The organism is Dehalococcoidales bacterium, from assembly GCA_035529395.1.
Taxonomy (GTDB): domain Bacteria; phylum Chloroflexota; class Dehalococcoidia; order Dehalococcoidales; family Fen-1064; genus DUES01.
Genome location: DATKWT010000111.1, coordinates 1 through 15,391 on the forward strand (window position 1 = coordinate 1; position 15,391 = coordinate 15,391).

Sequence of the window (15,391 nt, forward strand, 5' to 3'; positions counted from 1 at the left end):
ATGTACTTCTGACAGCAGTCTGAAAAGCTCTTACCACTACCACAAGGGCATATTTCAATATCTTTATTTGATTTCATAACTATCGCACAACAAATGATAAAGAGCACATACAATAAGTACGGAAATCACACCTCCACCAACACCTTCTCAAAATCCTTTACTCGGGGTGTCTTTCTGTGCCTATCTATGGTGTGGCCTTCTTATTACAGGATTTCGGCGGGATGGCTGATGTGACCAGTTACCGCACTGGCGGCGGCCACCGCCGGACCAGCCAGGTAGACCTCTGATTTGGGACTGCCCATCCTGCCGACGAAGTTGCGGTTGGTCGTCGAAACACAGCGCTCCCCTTCGGCCAGGATTCCCATGTAGCCACCCAGGCACGGGCCACAGGTTGGAGTGCTAACCACGGCACCGGCACGGATGAAGGTCTCGATAAGGCCCTCTTTGAGCGAATCGAGGTACACCTGCTGCGTGCCGGGAATGACGATGCAGCGTATTCTGGGGTGGACTTTCCTACCTTCAAGGATGAGGGCGGCAGTCCGGAGGTCGCTGATTCGGCCGTTGGTGCAACTGCCGATAACGGTCTGGTCTATTTCGATGTCTCCCAGCTCGCTGATCGGCCGGGCGTTGGATGGCAGGTGGGGCAGGGCGACCTGCGGCTCCACGGAAGAGACATCGTACTCAATGGTCTGGGAATATTCCGCATCGTCGTCCGGTTCGTAGACGGTATAGGGACGCCTGGCACGGTTCCTGACGTAGTCCAGGGTCTTCTCATCGACGTGGAAGATGCCCGCCTTGCCCCCGGCCTCGATTGCCATGTTGGACATAGTGAACCGTCCGTCCATGGGCAGGGTATCGATTGCCTCGCCGGTGAACTCCAGGGCGGCGTATAGAGCACCGTCCACGCCAATCTGTCCGATGGTGTACAGGATGAGGTCCTTGCCGCCGACCCACTCCTCGAGTTCTCCATGGTAAATAAGTTTGATGGTCGGTGGCACCTTCATCCAGATATCGCCGGTAGCCATTGCAGCGGCGATATCGGTCGAGCCCATGCCGGTGGCGAAGGCTCCCAGGGCACCGTAGGTGCAAGTGTGTGAATCGGCACCGATAATGACATCGCCGGGCACGACCAGGCCTTGCTCGGGCAGGAGCACGTGCTCGATGCCCATCTGCCCAACATCGTAGTGCGGTATTCCCTGTTCGCGACAGAAGTCGCGCATAACCTTGGCCTGCTCGGCGGAGTTGATGTCCTTGTTGGGTACGTAGTGGTCGGCCACCATGACTATCTTATCGGGTTCAGAGACCTTACTCAGTCCAAGCCGCCGGAACTCCCGTATCGATATCGGGGCGGTGATATCATTGGCCAGGATGACGTCCACCCGGACGTTGACAAACTCGCCCGGGCTCACCATCTTTCTATCCGTGTGGGCAGCCAGTATCTTTTCTATAAGAGTCAATGTACTTCCCCTCTGTATTTATATCCGGTTAGCCGGTGCCGGGGCTACTCGCTGGCGTGAGGGATAAACAATATCACCAGTGCAATAGCGGTTGCTACCGGTGCCACGATGTACATGCCCACTCCGGCGGCCAGGCCGATACCTGCTACTGCCCAGATTGTTGTTGCCGTGGTCAGCCCACCCACCAGGCCACCTTCACGACGGATTATGGCACCGGCACCGAGAAAGCCGATACCGGTCACGATTCCAGCGGCAATGCGGGTGGGGTCGGCATCCGGGAAGGCCAGCGCAGAGACCACGGCAAACAGTGCAGCACCGAGACTTATCAGGCTGTGCGTCCTGGTACCGGCGGGCTTGCCGGCCCGTTCTCGCTGGAAGCCGATGATAGCACCAAGTGCGGCCGCCAGCAGAAGTCGCAGTACCATTTCCACTTCAGCAGGCATCTCAACCCCCCGTACGGAAATCTACGCTGCTGTTTTCCTGGCGGCAAGCAACCGGTTCAGCGCGTTGATGTAAGCCTTGGCGCTGGCCACAATAATGTCGGTATCCGCGCCGCGACCGGTGTAGGTTATTCCCTCACTCTCCACCCTTATCAGCACCTCACCGATGGCGTCTATCCCCTCGGTTATGGACTTGACGGTGAACTCCGTGAGCGTGCAGGGCACGTCCACAATCTTGTCAATTGCCTTGCAGGTGGCATCAACCGGGCCGGTGCCGAGGGCGGAGTCTGCCCTGGGCTCTCCCTCGGGAGTCGTCATCCGGACCGCTGCGGTGGGTATGCCGCGGTCACCGCAGGAAACCTGGATGCGGTCGAGGCGATAGGCCTCGGCGATAGTGCGTTGTTCCTCGGCAACCACGGACTCGATGTCTTTGTCGGTAACCTCTCTCTTCTTATCGGCCAGCTCTTTGAAGGCCACAAAAGCGCGTTTGAAGTCTTCCTCGGGCAGGCTGTAGCCCAGTTCCGCCAGCCGCTCTCTGAAACCGTGCCGACCGCTGGTCTTACCCAGCACCAGGCTACTACTCGGTATGCCCACTGTCTTGGGGTCCATTATCTCGAAGGTCGAGGGCATCTTGATTACACCGTCCTGGTGAAGGCCTGACGCATGACGGAAAGCATTAGCGCCGACAATAGCCTTGTTGGGCTGAACCGGTGTACCGGTTAGTTCGCTGACCAGTCGGCTCGTTCGATAAATCTGCCTGGTGTCGATACCGGTGGTGAGATTATAGAAGTCCTTGCGGGTCTTGATTGCCATCACAATCTCTTCCAGCGAGGCATTACCGGCCCTTTCCCCGATGCCGTTGATGGTGCCTTCCACCTGCCGTGCCCCTCGCCTGAGTGCTTCCAGGCTATTGGACACAGCCATGCCGAGGTCATTGTGACAATGGATACTGACCACCGCCCTGTCGATATTGGGCACATTCTTGAACACTCCATCGATAAGGTCGCCGAACTCCTGCGGTGTGGCGTAACCTACTGTGTCCGGGATATTCACCGTGGTAGCACCAGCATCAATGACTGCTTCAAGGATCTGGTAGATGTACTCAGGGTCGGTCCTGCTGGCGTCCATCGCGGAGAACTCTACGTTATTAACATGCTTCCTGGCTCGTGCCACCGTGCTGCAGGACATCTCCAGGATTTCCTCACGACTCTTCCTCAGTTGATAGAACAGGTGAATGTCCGAAGATGAGAGCACAATATGAATGCAGGGCCGCTCAGCGCCTTTAACGGCTTCCCAGCTCTGGTCTACGGCATCAAGGTTGGCATGGGTGAGAACACAGATTACGGGGGTGCGGACCTCTCTGGCAATGAGGCTCACCGCCTCGAAGTCACCCGGGGAGGTTATGGGAAAGCCGGCTTCAATGACATCTACGCCAAGCTTCTCCAGTTGCCTGGCTATCTCCAGCTTCTCCTGGACATTGAGCGTTCCCCCGGCCGCCTGCTCACCGTCCCTCAGCGTGGTATCAAATATGATTATCTTATCCATGTCATCCTCCTGGGAGAAGAAACAACCTCAATGGTATCAAGTCTGGCAGGTCTGCTTCTCTTCTCCACGACTGTATTCTATAGGCCAGTCATTACCCCCCTCCCCTAAGGAGAGGGGCCAGTAAGGATGAGTTTATACCTGCCAAAAGAGGCAAATCCGCCAAGACGCTTCAATAGAGCGCCACTTTTGCTGTTGTCAATATCAGACAATTCTCTGCCTGCTCCCCGTCCTTCAGTGTCGTGCCAAGTACCGGTGTCTTCTCCGTGGCTAGCTCTTCCGGGATAATATTAAGTAGTCTATGTACTGTGGTTTTCACATCTATCCCTTTAGCCAGGGCATCATCTGGCGCAACTCAGCACCGACCTCCTCGATAAGGTGTTCCGATTCCATGCGTTTCAGTGAATTGTAGACCGGGCGACCGGCCTGGTTCTCCAGAATCCAATCTCTGGCAAAGGTACCATCCTGGATATCAGCCAGAATCTGCGCCATCTCTTCCTTGACCATCTCGTCAATAACCCGGGGCCCGCGCGTGAGGTCTCCATACTCTGCGGTATCGCTGACGGAGTAACGCATGTAACTCAGGCCGCCCTGGTAGATAAGGTCGACAATGAGTTTCAGTTCGTGGAGCACTTCAAAGTAGGCTATCTCCGGCTGATAGCCGGCCTCAACCAGGGTCTCGAAACCCGCCTTTATCAGGGACGTAATTCCGCCGCAGAGCACTGCCTGCTCGCCGAAGAGGTCAGTCTCGGTCTCTTCGGCAAAGGTTGTCTCGATTACGCCAGCCCGGCTGCAGCCAATGCCGGCGGCGTAGGCCAGCGCGATATCCTTGGCCTTGCCGGTGGCGTCCTGGTGGACGGCGATTATGGCCGGCGGACCGACTTTCTCGGTGTAGAGTTGCCGCAGCATGTGGCCTGGGCACTTGGGGGCTATCATGACTACATCCACATTCGACGGAGGCACAACCTGTCCGTAGTGAATGCTGAAACCATGGGAAAACAGCAGCGTATTGTTCGCGGCTAGGCCACCAGCCACGAACTGGGCATATATCTTTCCGTGCAGCTCGTCGGGTGCCAGTATTGAGATAATGTCCGCTTCGCCGGCTACTTTATCGGCACTGGCCACCTTGAAGCCGGCCTCCTTAGCGTTGTTCCAGCCCGGGCTGCCTTCTACCTCGGCCACTATCACCTGGCTGCCACTATCCCTCAGATTCTGAGCCTGAGCATGCCCCTGACTCCCGTAGCCAATAATGCCGATTACCTTCCCATCAAGTAGCTTGAGGTCACAATCCCTGTCATAGTATATCTTGGCCATTTCTTTCCCTCCTTGTAGTATGTTACGAATCCTGCTGTGATGGTTTTATCACCAGTGTCGGGTTTGGGATACTCAGCAGAACGCTCTCCGCAACGCTGCCGTATACCAGGCGACTCAGCCCGGAGCGCCCGTGGGTTGTCATGACAACGACACTGTAAGGGTTCTTGCTGGCATACGTGATTATCTCATCGGCGGCTTTGCCTACCAGTATCTCAGGCGTTATATGGGCACCGGTGTCCTGCAATTGTTTCGCCAATTCTGCCAGGTATTCTACGGCGACGTACTTGCACCGCGTCATTTCCTGCTCCATGAATTCCCCCCAGTTGAGGGGGACGCCGGATAGCTCCGGAGAGTAGTAGGACGGCGCGAGGGGGGGGTCGCAAACCCGGAGAAGGGTGATATTAATCGGCTCAATGGTGCGCTGTTTCGCCAGCATCTTGACGTGGGGAAGCACTGATTCCGCCCGCTCGGAACCATCCAGCGGGACCAGGAAGGTCTTCGAAGGCCACTGGTCATACGGTGTGGCATCCTCAATACCGGCGTGGACAAACCAGACCGGTACCTTCGATGCCCGCAATACCTTATCGGCGACACTTCCCATACGCCAGCGTCTGATTCCGGACCTCCCATGGCTGGCCATCATGATGAGGTCAACAGTATTTTCTTCAGCAAAGTGAAGTATCTCTTCGGCATAATACCCGTCAGCCAGTTCACCGCGGACTTCCACTGCACTGGCGTCCGGCAAAACACCGAGCCTTTCCTGGAGTTCCTCTACCTGGAGTCTTATTGTCTCGGCGGAGCGTTCTATGTAAGCCCGGTGAACAGGAATAAATTCGCGACCCAGTACGCCATAGACCTGAAGCAATACCACTTCCAGGTCCAGGCGGGCGGCGAGCTCTACTGCAAACGGGAAAACCACCTCGGCAAGCTCAGAGCCGTCCAGCAGTACCAGCATTCTCCGGTACATTTCACACCTCCAATTGTCAGTCCACCAATACATTACCGCGCCGGCAGGACGAAATCAATCCCCGGTTTACTTCCGGTGGCCTCCCCGCAGCCGGTGCTGCCGGAAGCCCCGCCTTCCCGGGAAAAATGATAGGCCGACTCCCGCACGGTACCAGGTAACCCCCTCTGAGACGTTCTCAGGATTCTTTCTGTTTCCTGCCGCCGCCAGCGGGAGAGCCTTTCTCGGCGCTGAGCAGGCCGGAGCCCCCCCTGGTCATGGCGACTCTGCCTGTTCTGGTCACCTCCCTGATGCCAAAGCCGTGCAGCAGGCTGAGCAGGGAGGTGACTTTGTCTTCATCTCCGGTAACTTCGATTGTCAACGAATCAGCCGCTACATCCACAATCCCTGCCCGAAAGATATCGACAATCTGCATGACCTCGCTCCGGCTAGCGGGGGTGGTCTTTACCTTAATCAGTGCCAGCTCACGGGAAATAATGTTGTCCGCGGTGATGTCATACACCTTCACGGTAACAACCAGCTTGTCAAGTTGCTTCCTGAGCTGCTCCACCATAGCACCGGTGCCTTCGACAACGATAGTCATGCGCGAAAGATGCGGTGTCTCGGCGTGCCCCACGGCAATACTCTCGATGTTGAAACCGCGCCGGCGGCACAGGCTGGCCATGCGATTAAGCACGCCGGGTCTGTCTTCTACCAGGGCGATTAGCGTATGCTTAGCCACTACGATTTCACCCCCTCTTTCTTCGGGGCCTCCAGGAGTTCGGCAAGGCTGCCTCCTGGTGGCACCATAGGATAGACATTCTCCTCCGGTTCTACCTGGAAGTCAATCACGAACGGTCCCGGTTCATTCATCGCCTGCTGGATTGCCGGGGCTACTTCATCCCGGTGCGTTGCCTTTGTCCCCGGAATACCGTAAGCCTCGGCTACCTTCACGAAGTCGGGTCCGGCCAGTGGAGTGGCTACGTAGCGTCTTTCGTGGAAGAGCTCCTGCCACTGTCGCACCATACCCAGATAACCGTTGTTGAAGATGGCCACCTTCAGCGGCAGTCTCTCCTGGGTAATTGTGGCCAGCTCCTGTATCGTCATCTGGAAGCTGCCGTCACCATCCAGGCACCACACCGTACTTTTAGGGCGGGCTACCTGCACCCCTATGGCCGCCGGTAGTCCGAAGCCCATCGTACCGAGACCCCCGGACGAGACCAGGCTATTCGGTTGGTCATACTGGTAGTGCTGGGCTGCCCACATCTGGTGCTGCCCCACGCCGGTAACGATGGTGGCGTTGCCCCGGGTAGCCTGGTACACTCTATCGACCACGTATTGCGGCAGAATGGACTCGCTGTCCCTGATATCCAGGGACGGGTGTGTCCGGCGCCAGTTGTCGAGTTGCTCTATCCAGGCAAGATGCTGGGCTGAAGTAAGCTGCTTATTGAGCGCGCTGAGTACGTTCTTGACATCGCCCACTATCGGCACATCGACACGTACATTCTTGCCGATTTCCGCCGGGTCGATATCGATATGGATAATGCGGGCACGGGGGGCAAATGTGTTTACGGTACCCGTGGCCCGGTCATCAAATCTCATACCGATGGCGATAACAAGGTCGGAGTCACTAACGGCAAAGTTGGCGTGGGCCATACCGTGCATTCCGAGCATGCCGTAGCTCAGGATATGGCTTTCGGGGAAAGTGCTGATACCGAGCAGGGTAGTAATCACCGGGATTTGTGATGTCTCTGCCAGTTCCTTCAGTTGGGCATAGGCGTTGGAGATAACTATGCCTCTACCGGCAATGATTACGGGTTTCTCGGATTCGTTTATCAGCTTGGCCGCCTTCTTTATCTGTGCCGGGTGCCCCTTGAGCGTCGGCTTGTAGCTGGGCAGGTCCAGTTGCTTCGGATAGTGGTATTCCACCTGCTCCGCAAAGACATCTTTGGGTACGTCAATCAGTACCGGTCCGGGCCGGCCAGTCCTGGCCAGGTGGAACGCTTCCTTGATTATCCTGGGAAGTGAGGCAGTATCCAGCACCAGGTAGTTATGCTTGGTTATCGGCAGGGTTATGCCGGTAATATCTATCTCCTGGAAAGCGTCCTTGCCAATGAAGGGTCGGGCTACCTGGCCGGTAATTGCTACCATGGGAACTGAATCAAGGAAGGCATTAGCGATACCGGTCACCAGGTTTGTAGCCCCCGGACCGGAAGTCGCCATACACACGCCAACCTTTTCACTGGTGCGGGCATAGCCATCTGCAGCGTGGGCGGCACCCTGTTCGTGCCGTGTCAGTACGTGACGGAGCTGCGGAAACTGTGGCAGGGTGTCATAGAGAGGCAGGATAGCCCCGCCAAGGATGCCAAAAATGACTTCCACGCCTTCCTTCACGAAGCCATCCAGAATCATCTGGGCGCCGGTCATCTTCATGGTACTAAAACTCCCTCCTATTCGAACACCGCTCCGGTGCTGGCTGATGTTACCTTTTCAATATAGCGGCTGAGGTATCCTGTTTTCACCCTGGCTTCAAACTCACCCAGCCGGGAGAGGCGCTGTGAAATCTCGCTTTCGCTAAGGTCTACCTCCAGTTTGTAGTTCGGGATATCAATTTTGATAACGTCTCCATCCTGCAGGGCGGCAATCGGTCCGCGACTGGCTGCCTCCGGAGAAACATGGCCGATAGCGGCACCCCGGGAGCCACCGGAGAAGCGCCCGTCAGTAATCAGGGCGACGTCTTTGTCCATACCCATACCGCTGAGCAGGGACGTCGGTGTGAGCATCTCCCTCATACCCGGTCCGCCTTTGGGACCTTCGTTGCGGATGACCACTACGTCACCGTGCTTGATACCGCCAGCCATGATTGTGCTGGTTGCCTCCTCCTCGGACTCGAACACCCTGGCCGGTCCCACGTGGGACATCATTTCCGGGGCGACCGCGCTCTTCTTGACAACGGCGCCGTCCGGGGCGAGGTTGCCGAAGAGGATGGCGATTCCACCCGTGGCAGAATATGCATCATCCACTGTGTGGATGACATCTCTATCCAGGACGGGGCAGTCCCTGATACTCTCGCCGACCGTCTTTCCCGATACGGTCACCGAGTCCAGGTTCAGCCTGTCCCTGACCTCATTCATCACCGCGGGAATGCCACCGGCAAGGTCCAGGTCTTCGATGCGATTCTCTCCGGCGGGACTGAGCCGGCATAGAGTCGGGGTGGACTCGTTGATGTCATTCACTTGAGGCAGAGGGAAACTGATGCCTGTTTCGTGGGCAATTGCCATAAAATGCAGCACCGAGTTGGTGCTGCCGCCCAGGGCCATATCCACCGTAAAGGCATTGTGTATCGATTTCGGGGTCACTATGTCACGGGGACAGGTGTTGTCCGCCAGCAGGTGCATGACCTGCTCCCCGGCGGCCCTTGCCAGTCGTATCCTCCTCGAATCTGTTGCCGGAATGGTGCCATTACCGGGCAGTGCCAGCCCCACAGCCTCGGTGAGGCAGTTCATAGTGTTGGCAGTGAACATGCCGGCGCAGCTTCCGCAGCCGGGACAGGCGATCATTTCAAGTCGGGCCAGTTCCTCTTCGCTCATCTGTCCGGAAGTAACCTTGCCCACGGCCTCAAACACGGATATGAGGTCGATTTTTTCATTGCTTCCGGGCATACGTCCCGCCAGCATTGGCCCGCCGCTAATGAAAATGGACGGTACGTTGAGCCTGACTGCCGCCATAAGCATACCAGGGACTACTTTATCGCAGTTGGGGATGAAGACCAAGGCGTCAAAGGCATGGGCCTCGGCCACTATCTCCACGGAGTCGGCAATCAACTCCCGGCTGGGCAGGCTGTACTTCATACCCGGATGGTTCATGGCGATGCCATCACACACAGCGATAGTGTTGGTCTCGAAAGGCATCCCGCCACCGGCATATACTCCCTGCTTGACAGCTTCGGCGATACTCCGCAGGTGGATATGTCCCGGTACAATTTCACTGAAGCTGTTGATTATGCCCACGAAGGGCTTGTCAATGTCGGACCGGGATACACCGACGGCATGCAGCAGGGAGCGATGCCCTGCCCGCTCCAGTCCTTTCTTGACAGCGTCACTTTTCATCTTTTTTCACCTATTCTCGTCGTCCGCAACCTAAAAAAAAAGCCGTCCCGGTGGGACGGCTCTCGTGGAGGCGAACCCACTCACTGGTAACCGCTGATAACGATAAGTGCCAGTACCAGATCGTATCTGTTCATGTTTGGTACGATAGCACAGTTACCGTTTATTGTCAACTTTGCCCCGGCACAGGTCACACGGCTTAGCCGGTGGTGATACTCCCGCAGACTTGCCGGAGCGCTTCCGTGGAAATGGCACCTTCGCGCAGAACGACCGGCTTTTCTCCGGTGAGGTCAACGATGGTCGATTCCCGTCCGGTGCAGCGCCCACCTTCATCAATGACCATGTCGACTTTATCGCCGAATTGCGAGTGTACCTCAGCGGCGGTGAGCGGGCTGGGCTGGCCGCTGACGTTGGCACTGGTACCCACCAGGGGCATCCCGATACCTTCGATGAGGGCTATCGGGACGGGATGGTCAGGTATCCGCACGGCTACGGTGTTGCCCCCGGCGTTGACGATATCGGGGACGGTACCGGACGCAGGCAGCACTATCGTGAGGGCTCCGGGCAGGAAGCTGTCGATTAAGCGGCAGGCAACCAGTGGTAGCTGCCCGGCCAGTTCGGCTATTTGTGATACGTTTGCCACCAGCAGGGGAAGTGCCATGCCCTGCGGTCGCTGTTTGGCCTGAAACACACGCTCCACAGCACGGGGAATGCTCATACCGGCGCCCAGACCATATACGGTATCGGTAGGATAGGCAACTATTCCTCCCTGCCGGAGGATGATAACAGCCCTTTCAATTTGCTGCTGTACATCCGGTGAGAACCTGTGCAGCATTGGTCCGGTACCTTCCTGGAAGCGCATTCTGCCTGATGAGAGTATACCACGAAGGTAGTATTCGCCCAATGGAGACTGACTCAGGATATGTTGACATCAGGCGCATATTGCCCCATACTCAAGACTATATTGTTCCTCACCGGACGGGTGCGGCGTGGAAAAAGGTGACCTTTCACGGATGCTAATCTCAGTGAAGCGGATTGATGCTGTACCCGGCTGGTTGACACTTAAGGGTTGCATAGCATGACGGCGGTCCTCACAGGAATCAAGGTCCTTGACTTCAGCCAGTATATCGCTGGCCCTTATGCCGCTATGCTCCTCAGTGAGCAGGGGGCGGAGGTGACCAAGGTGGAGAACCCGGAGGGGGACCCCTTTCGCGGCCGGCCGGGTTTCTTGGTGTGGAACCGCTCCAAGAGGGGCATCACCCTCAACCTGAAGCAACCCGAAGGCCGGCAAATCGCCCGTGAGCTGGCCAGGCAGACCGACGTTATTATCGAGAGCTTCCGCCCCGGCGTGGCCGACAGGTTGGGTATAGGCTACGAGGCAGTCAGAGAACTCAACCCCCGGATGGTCTATTGCTCTATCTCAGGTTTTGGTCCCGACGGCCCATACCGGGGTGTGCCCGGCTGGGATGCTATTGTGGGTTCGATGACATTGCTCTATATCGGCCAGGGGGGGTCGGGTGGTCCACCGCTCTACCTGGTGATGCCCATGCCGAGCTACTATACCGCCCTCATGGCTTCGTTCAGTATCGCGACAGCCCTTCTCGCCCGCGAGACAACCGGCAGGGGACAGAAGGTGGACGTTTCTCTCTTCAGGTCGATGCTCCACGTAGCCGCTGCCGGAGTGATAGACTTCGAGGGGAGGATTGTCCGTTCCGGTATGGTCAGAGACCCGCAGGGTGTGTCTCCATTATACCGTCTCTACCACGGAAGTGATGGTAAGTGGTTCTTCCTCGGCCTGGGGAACCTGCGCTTCTTTGCCAAATTTGCCGTGGCTGTCGGCCATGAGGAGTGGTTAATCGACCCTCGTTTCGAGGGTGCGCCCTTCATCATCCTGCCACCAACGAGCGAGGAGCTTGTCGCTATATTTCAGGAGATGTTCCTGGCCAGAACACGGGACGAGTGGCTGGAGTTCCTGCGTGCTGCCGACATCCCCTGTGCTCCGGCCTCGACAGTGGAGGAGTTCCTCGATGACCCTCAGGTGCTGGCTAATGGCATGGTGGTAGCAGTCGAGGAACCCCGCCTGGGGAAGGTCCGTGAGATGGGGGTGCCGGTCAGGCTATCGCGTGCTCCGGGTGAGGTGAAGGGGCCGTCCCCGGCGCTGGGACAGCATACTGATGATGTGCTTGGTGAATTGGGCCACTCGGTGCAGGAGATTGCTCGAATGAGAGACCGGGGGGTTATCTAGGATGAGCGAGACACATGCCCTGGACGGCATTCGCGTCATTGATTTCACCACCATGATTAACGGCCCTACAACAGCCCTGTTGCTCTCCGACTTGGGGGCTGAAGTAGTCAAGGTGGAGCCCCCGGATGGTGACCCCTACCGTATCGTTGCCGGAAGCTTCATGGTATGCAACCGGGGGAAGAGGTCGATAGTGGTCGACCTCAAGAAGCCGGAGGCACTCGATGTAGTACACAGACTGATTGCCACCTCAGATATTCTGGTGGAGAATGCCCGCTGGGGCGTATGGCACCGTTTGGGTCTGGACTACGAGTCTGTTTGTAAGATTCGACCGGACATCATTTATGTTTCGGCGCTTGGTCACGGCTCCACCGGACCGTATAGCAGTTGGCCGGCCTATGACCCCCTGCTGCAATGCCGCAGCGGCCAGATGGTTGCTCAGGGCGGTATCGGAAAGCCGCCTGTTTTCCACGCTGTGGCAGTGAACGACCAGGCCTGCCCCATGCTCGGGGCCTACGGTGCGGTGCTGGCCCTGCTCGACCGGGCCAGGACCGGCAAGGGCCAGCACGTTGAAACGTCACTCACCAATGCATCGATAGCCATGCAATCCGGTGACTTCATCGACTACGCTGGTATTGAACGGGAGTATCCCGGGGATACCGGTATTATCGGGTTGAACGCCACCTACCGTCACTACCAGTCAGCCGATAATGTGTGGTTGTTTGTTCTCTGCGCCGACGAGTCGCAATGGAGAGGCCTGTGCCAGGTTACCGGGCAGGAGTCATTGCTCACTGACCCCAGGTTCGCAACACCGGAGAAGCGTGCCGAAAATGATGCTGCGCTTGCAGAGGCGCTAAGCGAGACCTTTCGGAACAGGACGGCTGAGGAATGGGATGCCGTGCTGAAGGAGGCGGGTGTTCCTGCGGCTGTGGGTCGGACTGTGGACGACTTGCTCGACGACCCGCACTGCAAGGAGACCGGTGTCTTCGAGGAACAGGTACATCCGCAGTATGGTCGGGTACGCCTGGTCGGGGTGGTGCCCAGGTTCTCCGATATGTCGGGCATAATCCGGCGGCCGGCTCCTCTGCTCGGTGAGCATACCGGGGAAGTGCTTGCCGAACTCGGCTATTCGGAAGAGCAAATCGCTGCTTTAAGAGCGGACAGAGTAGCGTTCTCTGCTGAGGAGTCATCCTGACCGCATTTTACCGGTGACGCCGAACCGGCCGGCATCACGTGATGAGATGAATATTGCATTGCAGGAGGGTACAGATTGGAATATGAAACGGTTATCTACGAGGTAAAGGAACAGATTGCCAAAGTCACCATGAACCGGCCGGACAAGATGAACGCCATCAACCAGGCCCTGTGGGACGACGTGAATGCTGCCCTTGAGTATGCCGACAATGACCCCGATGTCAGGGTTATCATCCTTGCCGGTAGCGGAAAGGCCTTCAGTAGCGGCTGGGACTTCAAGGACAGCCCCTATTTCAATATCCCGGAAGGCTACGAGCAGTGGGGAACAAGCGGTGCCCTCAAGACTCTGCGTGGGATAAGCAGTCGCTACCTTAACATAATGAACCTCAAGAAAGCGACCATTGCCCAGGTGCATGGCTACTGTCTCGCCGCGGGGTGCTATCTCCAGATGCTGTGCGACATGGCCTATGCCTCTGAGGACGCTATCTTCGGGCATCCGGCTACCACGGGCGGCGGTGTCGATAGTATGCCGCTCTGGGTATGGCAACTGGGAGCGCGGAAGGCCAAGGAGTTGCTGATGAGCCGGCGGTTCGTCGACGGTAAGGAAGCGGAACGAATCGGGCTGGTCAACCGGGCGGTACCGCCGGACAAGCTGGAGGAAGAGGTCTGGAAGCTGGCCAAAGACATCGCCGAGATACCGATAGATGACCTCGGTCCGGGCGGACACGGCATGATAGTGATGAAAGAGAACATCAATGCCGACCTGGAGATAATGGGTTTGGGCGCTCTCTTCACCTATCACCGCCAGCTCAATGCCTGGGGACACGCGAATCTCCGCAGGGAATAGCCGGAAAAGAATACCAGAATTACCGACAGCCGCTGCTTATGCCGGGAGGTTTTTGCACGGGACGGATACCACGTAACTAATGTGTTCTTCACGCTAAGGGCCTCCCGACGACAGGCTGATTTCTCTATTTGACGGCGGGTCACCACAATGGTAATCTTTGAAAAACGGAGTCCCGGTTTATGGATGAAGACAGCGTAAAAGATACCACAGAGGGTGACCGGCGGGTAGCCACCACCGGCGATATCGAAGTCTCCACTTACCTTGAGATTGCCAAGGAGATGGGTGGTGCGCAGTCGGCGGCCGCTGCCGAAGCAGAAGGTACCAGCGAACGTGAGACCATTGTTGTTATCGACTTCGGCTCCCAGTACAGTCTGCTGATAACACGCCGGATTCGTGAGTGCCAGGTTTACGCCGAGTTGGTCGACCACGATACCCCCTGGGAGAAGATAGAGTCGCTGAACCCTAAAGGCTTCATCCTCTCCGGAGGTCCGGCCAGTACCTACGAACCGGGAGCACCCCTGGCCGCACCCTGGGTCTACGAAAGCGGTCTGCCGGTGATGGGTATCTGCTACGGGATGCAGGTGCTAGCCAAACAGCTTGGCGGGCAGGTCACAACGGGAATCAAGCGGGAGTACGGCCAGGCCCTCCTTCACATCAGTGAGGTCGATTCGCCCCTCTTTGCCGGGATTGACAACCCCTCGCAGGTATGGATGAGCCACGCCGACAGAATCGAGGCGATGCCCCCCGGCTTCAGGTCCATCGCCTATACCGAGAACTCGCCGATTGCCGTAATGGGTAACGACAGCGGGATATTCGGTCTCCAATTCCACCCCGAGGTGGTGCACACTCCTCAGGGAAAGACCCTGCTCAGGAACTTCGCCTATCGTGTCTGTGGCTGCCGGGGGAACTGGACGATGGGCAATTTCATCAATGAAAGCATGGAGCGGATACGCCAGCAGGTGGGTGAGGGCAAGATAATCAATGCCCTGTCCGGAGGCGTAGATTCCGCCGTGGTAGCCTCTCTCATTCACCGCGCCGTGGGTGACCAGCTTACCTGCATTTTCGTCAACAACGGGCTGCTGCGCCGCGAGGAAGTGGAAAGGACCTTTAATGTCTTCCGTCTCAACCTGGGCATGCAAATCAACTTCGTCGATGCCACCGACAGGTTCCTCAAGCGCCTCAAGGGTGTGACCGACCCAGAGCGCAAGCGGAAGGCCATCGGACAGGAGTTCATCAAGGTATTCGAAGAGGAAGCCAAGAAGCTGGGCAAGGTGGACTTCCTTGCCCAGGGCACGCTCTACCCGGA

General features: G+C 57.3%; 14 protein-coding genes. 4 read left to right on the forward strand and 10 right to left on the reverse strand.

What is annotated here, in order from left to right; genetic code table 11:
* Positions 1-203 precede the first annotated feature (203 nt).
* The 10 genes from leuC to VMW13_07255 form a co-directional block, all read right to left on the reverse strand.
* A complete protein-coding gene (gene leuC / locus VMW13_07210; GenBank protein ID HUV44601.1) occupies positions 204-1,457 on the reverse strand; it encodes a 3-isopropylmalate dehydratase large subunit in 1,254 nt (417 codons plus the stop codon).
* Positions 1,458-1,501: 44 nt separating this feature from the next.
* Complete coding sequence (locus VMW13_07215; protein HUV44602.1) at positions 1,502-1,900, reverse strand: MgtC/SapB family protein; 399 nt, start codon at positions 1,898-1,900, stop codon at positions 1,502-1,504.
* A gap of 21 nt (positions 1,901-1,921) precedes the next feature.
* Complete coding sequence (locus VMW13_07220) at positions 1,922-3,442, reverse strand: 2-isopropylmalate synthase (protein ID HUV44603.1); 1,521 nt, start codon at positions 3,440-3,442, stop codon at positions 1,922-1,924.
* 169 nt (positions 3,443-3,611) lie between these two features.
* Positions 3,612-3,758 (reverse strand): hypothetical protein, encoded by a 147-nt coding sequence (locus VMW13_07225; GenBank protein HUV44604.1) that lies wholly within the window; start codon positions 3,756-3,758, stop codon positions 3,612-3,614.
* Positions 3,759-3,760: 2 nt separating this feature from the next.
* Positions 3,761-4,753 (reverse strand): ketol-acid reductoisomerase, encoded by a 993-nt coding sequence (gene ilvC, locus VMW13_07230; GenBank protein HUV44605.1) that lies wholly within the window; start codon positions 4,751-4,753, stop codon positions 3,761-3,763.
* A 22-nt stretch (positions 4,754-4,775) separates the two neighbouring features.
* Positions 4,776-5,720 carry a universal stress protein gene (locus VMW13_07235; GenBank protein HUV44606.1) on the reverse strand — a complete coding sequence of 315 codons (945 nt, stop codon included), beginning with the start codon at positions 5,718-5,720 and terminating at the stop codon, positions 4,776-4,778.
* Positions 5,721-5,895: 175 nt separating this feature from the next.
* On the reverse strand, positions 5,896-6,438 hold the full coding sequence (gene ilvN, locus VMW13_07240; GenBank protein HUV44607.1) for an acetolactate synthase small subunit: 543 nt from the start codon (positions 6,436-6,438) through the stop codon (positions 5,896-5,898).
* Complete coding sequence (ilvB, locus tag VMW13_07245; GenBank protein ID HUV44608.1) at positions 6,438-8,129, reverse strand: biosynthetic-type acetolactate synthase large subunit; 1,692 nt, start codon at positions 8,127-8,129, stop codon at positions 6,438-6,440. The genes ilvN and ilvB overlap by 1 nt, the downstream gene beginning before the upstream one ends.
* A 17-nt stretch (positions 8,130-8,146) precedes the next feature.
* Positions 8,147-9,805 (reverse strand): dihydroxy-acid dehydratase, encoded by a 1,659-nt coding sequence (gene ilvD / locus VMW13_07250; protein ID HUV44609.1) that lies wholly within the window; start codon positions 9,803-9,805, stop codon positions 8,147-8,149.
* Positions 9,806-10,001: 196 nt separating this feature from the next.
* A complete protein-coding gene (locus VMW13_07255) occupies positions 10,002-10,664 on the reverse strand; it encodes an L-threonylcarbamoyladenylate synthase (GenBank protein ID HUV44610.1) in 663 nt (220 codons plus the stop codon).
* 216 nt (positions 10,665-10,880) lie between these two features.
* On the opposite strand from VMW13_07255, the gene VMW13_07260 reads away from it, so the two are divergent.
* From VMW13_07260 to guaA, 4 genes are all read left to right on the forward strand, one after another.
* Positions 10,881-12,047 carry a CoA transferase gene (locus VMW13_07260; protein HUV44611.1) on the forward strand — a complete coding sequence of 389 codons (1,167 nt, stop codon included), beginning with the start codon at positions 10,881-10,883 and terminating at the stop codon, positions 12,045-12,047.
* A 1-nt stretch (position 12,048) separates the two neighbouring features.
* Positions 12,049-13,239, forward strand: a complete 1,191-nt coding sequence (locus VMW13_07265; protein ID HUV44612.1) for a CoA transferase — start codon at positions 12,049-12,051, stop codon at positions 13,237-13,239.
* Between the two features lie 75 nt (positions 13,240-13,314).
* Positions 13,315-14,085 carry an enoyl-CoA hydratase-related protein gene (locus tag VMW13_07270; protein ID HUV44613.1) on the forward strand — a complete coding sequence of 257 codons (771 nt, stop codon included), beginning with the start codon at positions 13,315-13,317 and terminating at the stop codon, positions 14,083-14,085.
* 179 nt (positions 14,086-14,264) lie between these two features.
* Positions 14,265-15,391, forward strand: a 1,127-nt coding sequence (gene guaA / locus VMW13_07275) for a glutamine-hydrolyzing GMP synthase (GenBank protein ID HUV44614.1), incomplete at its 3' end; no start/stop codon positions are given.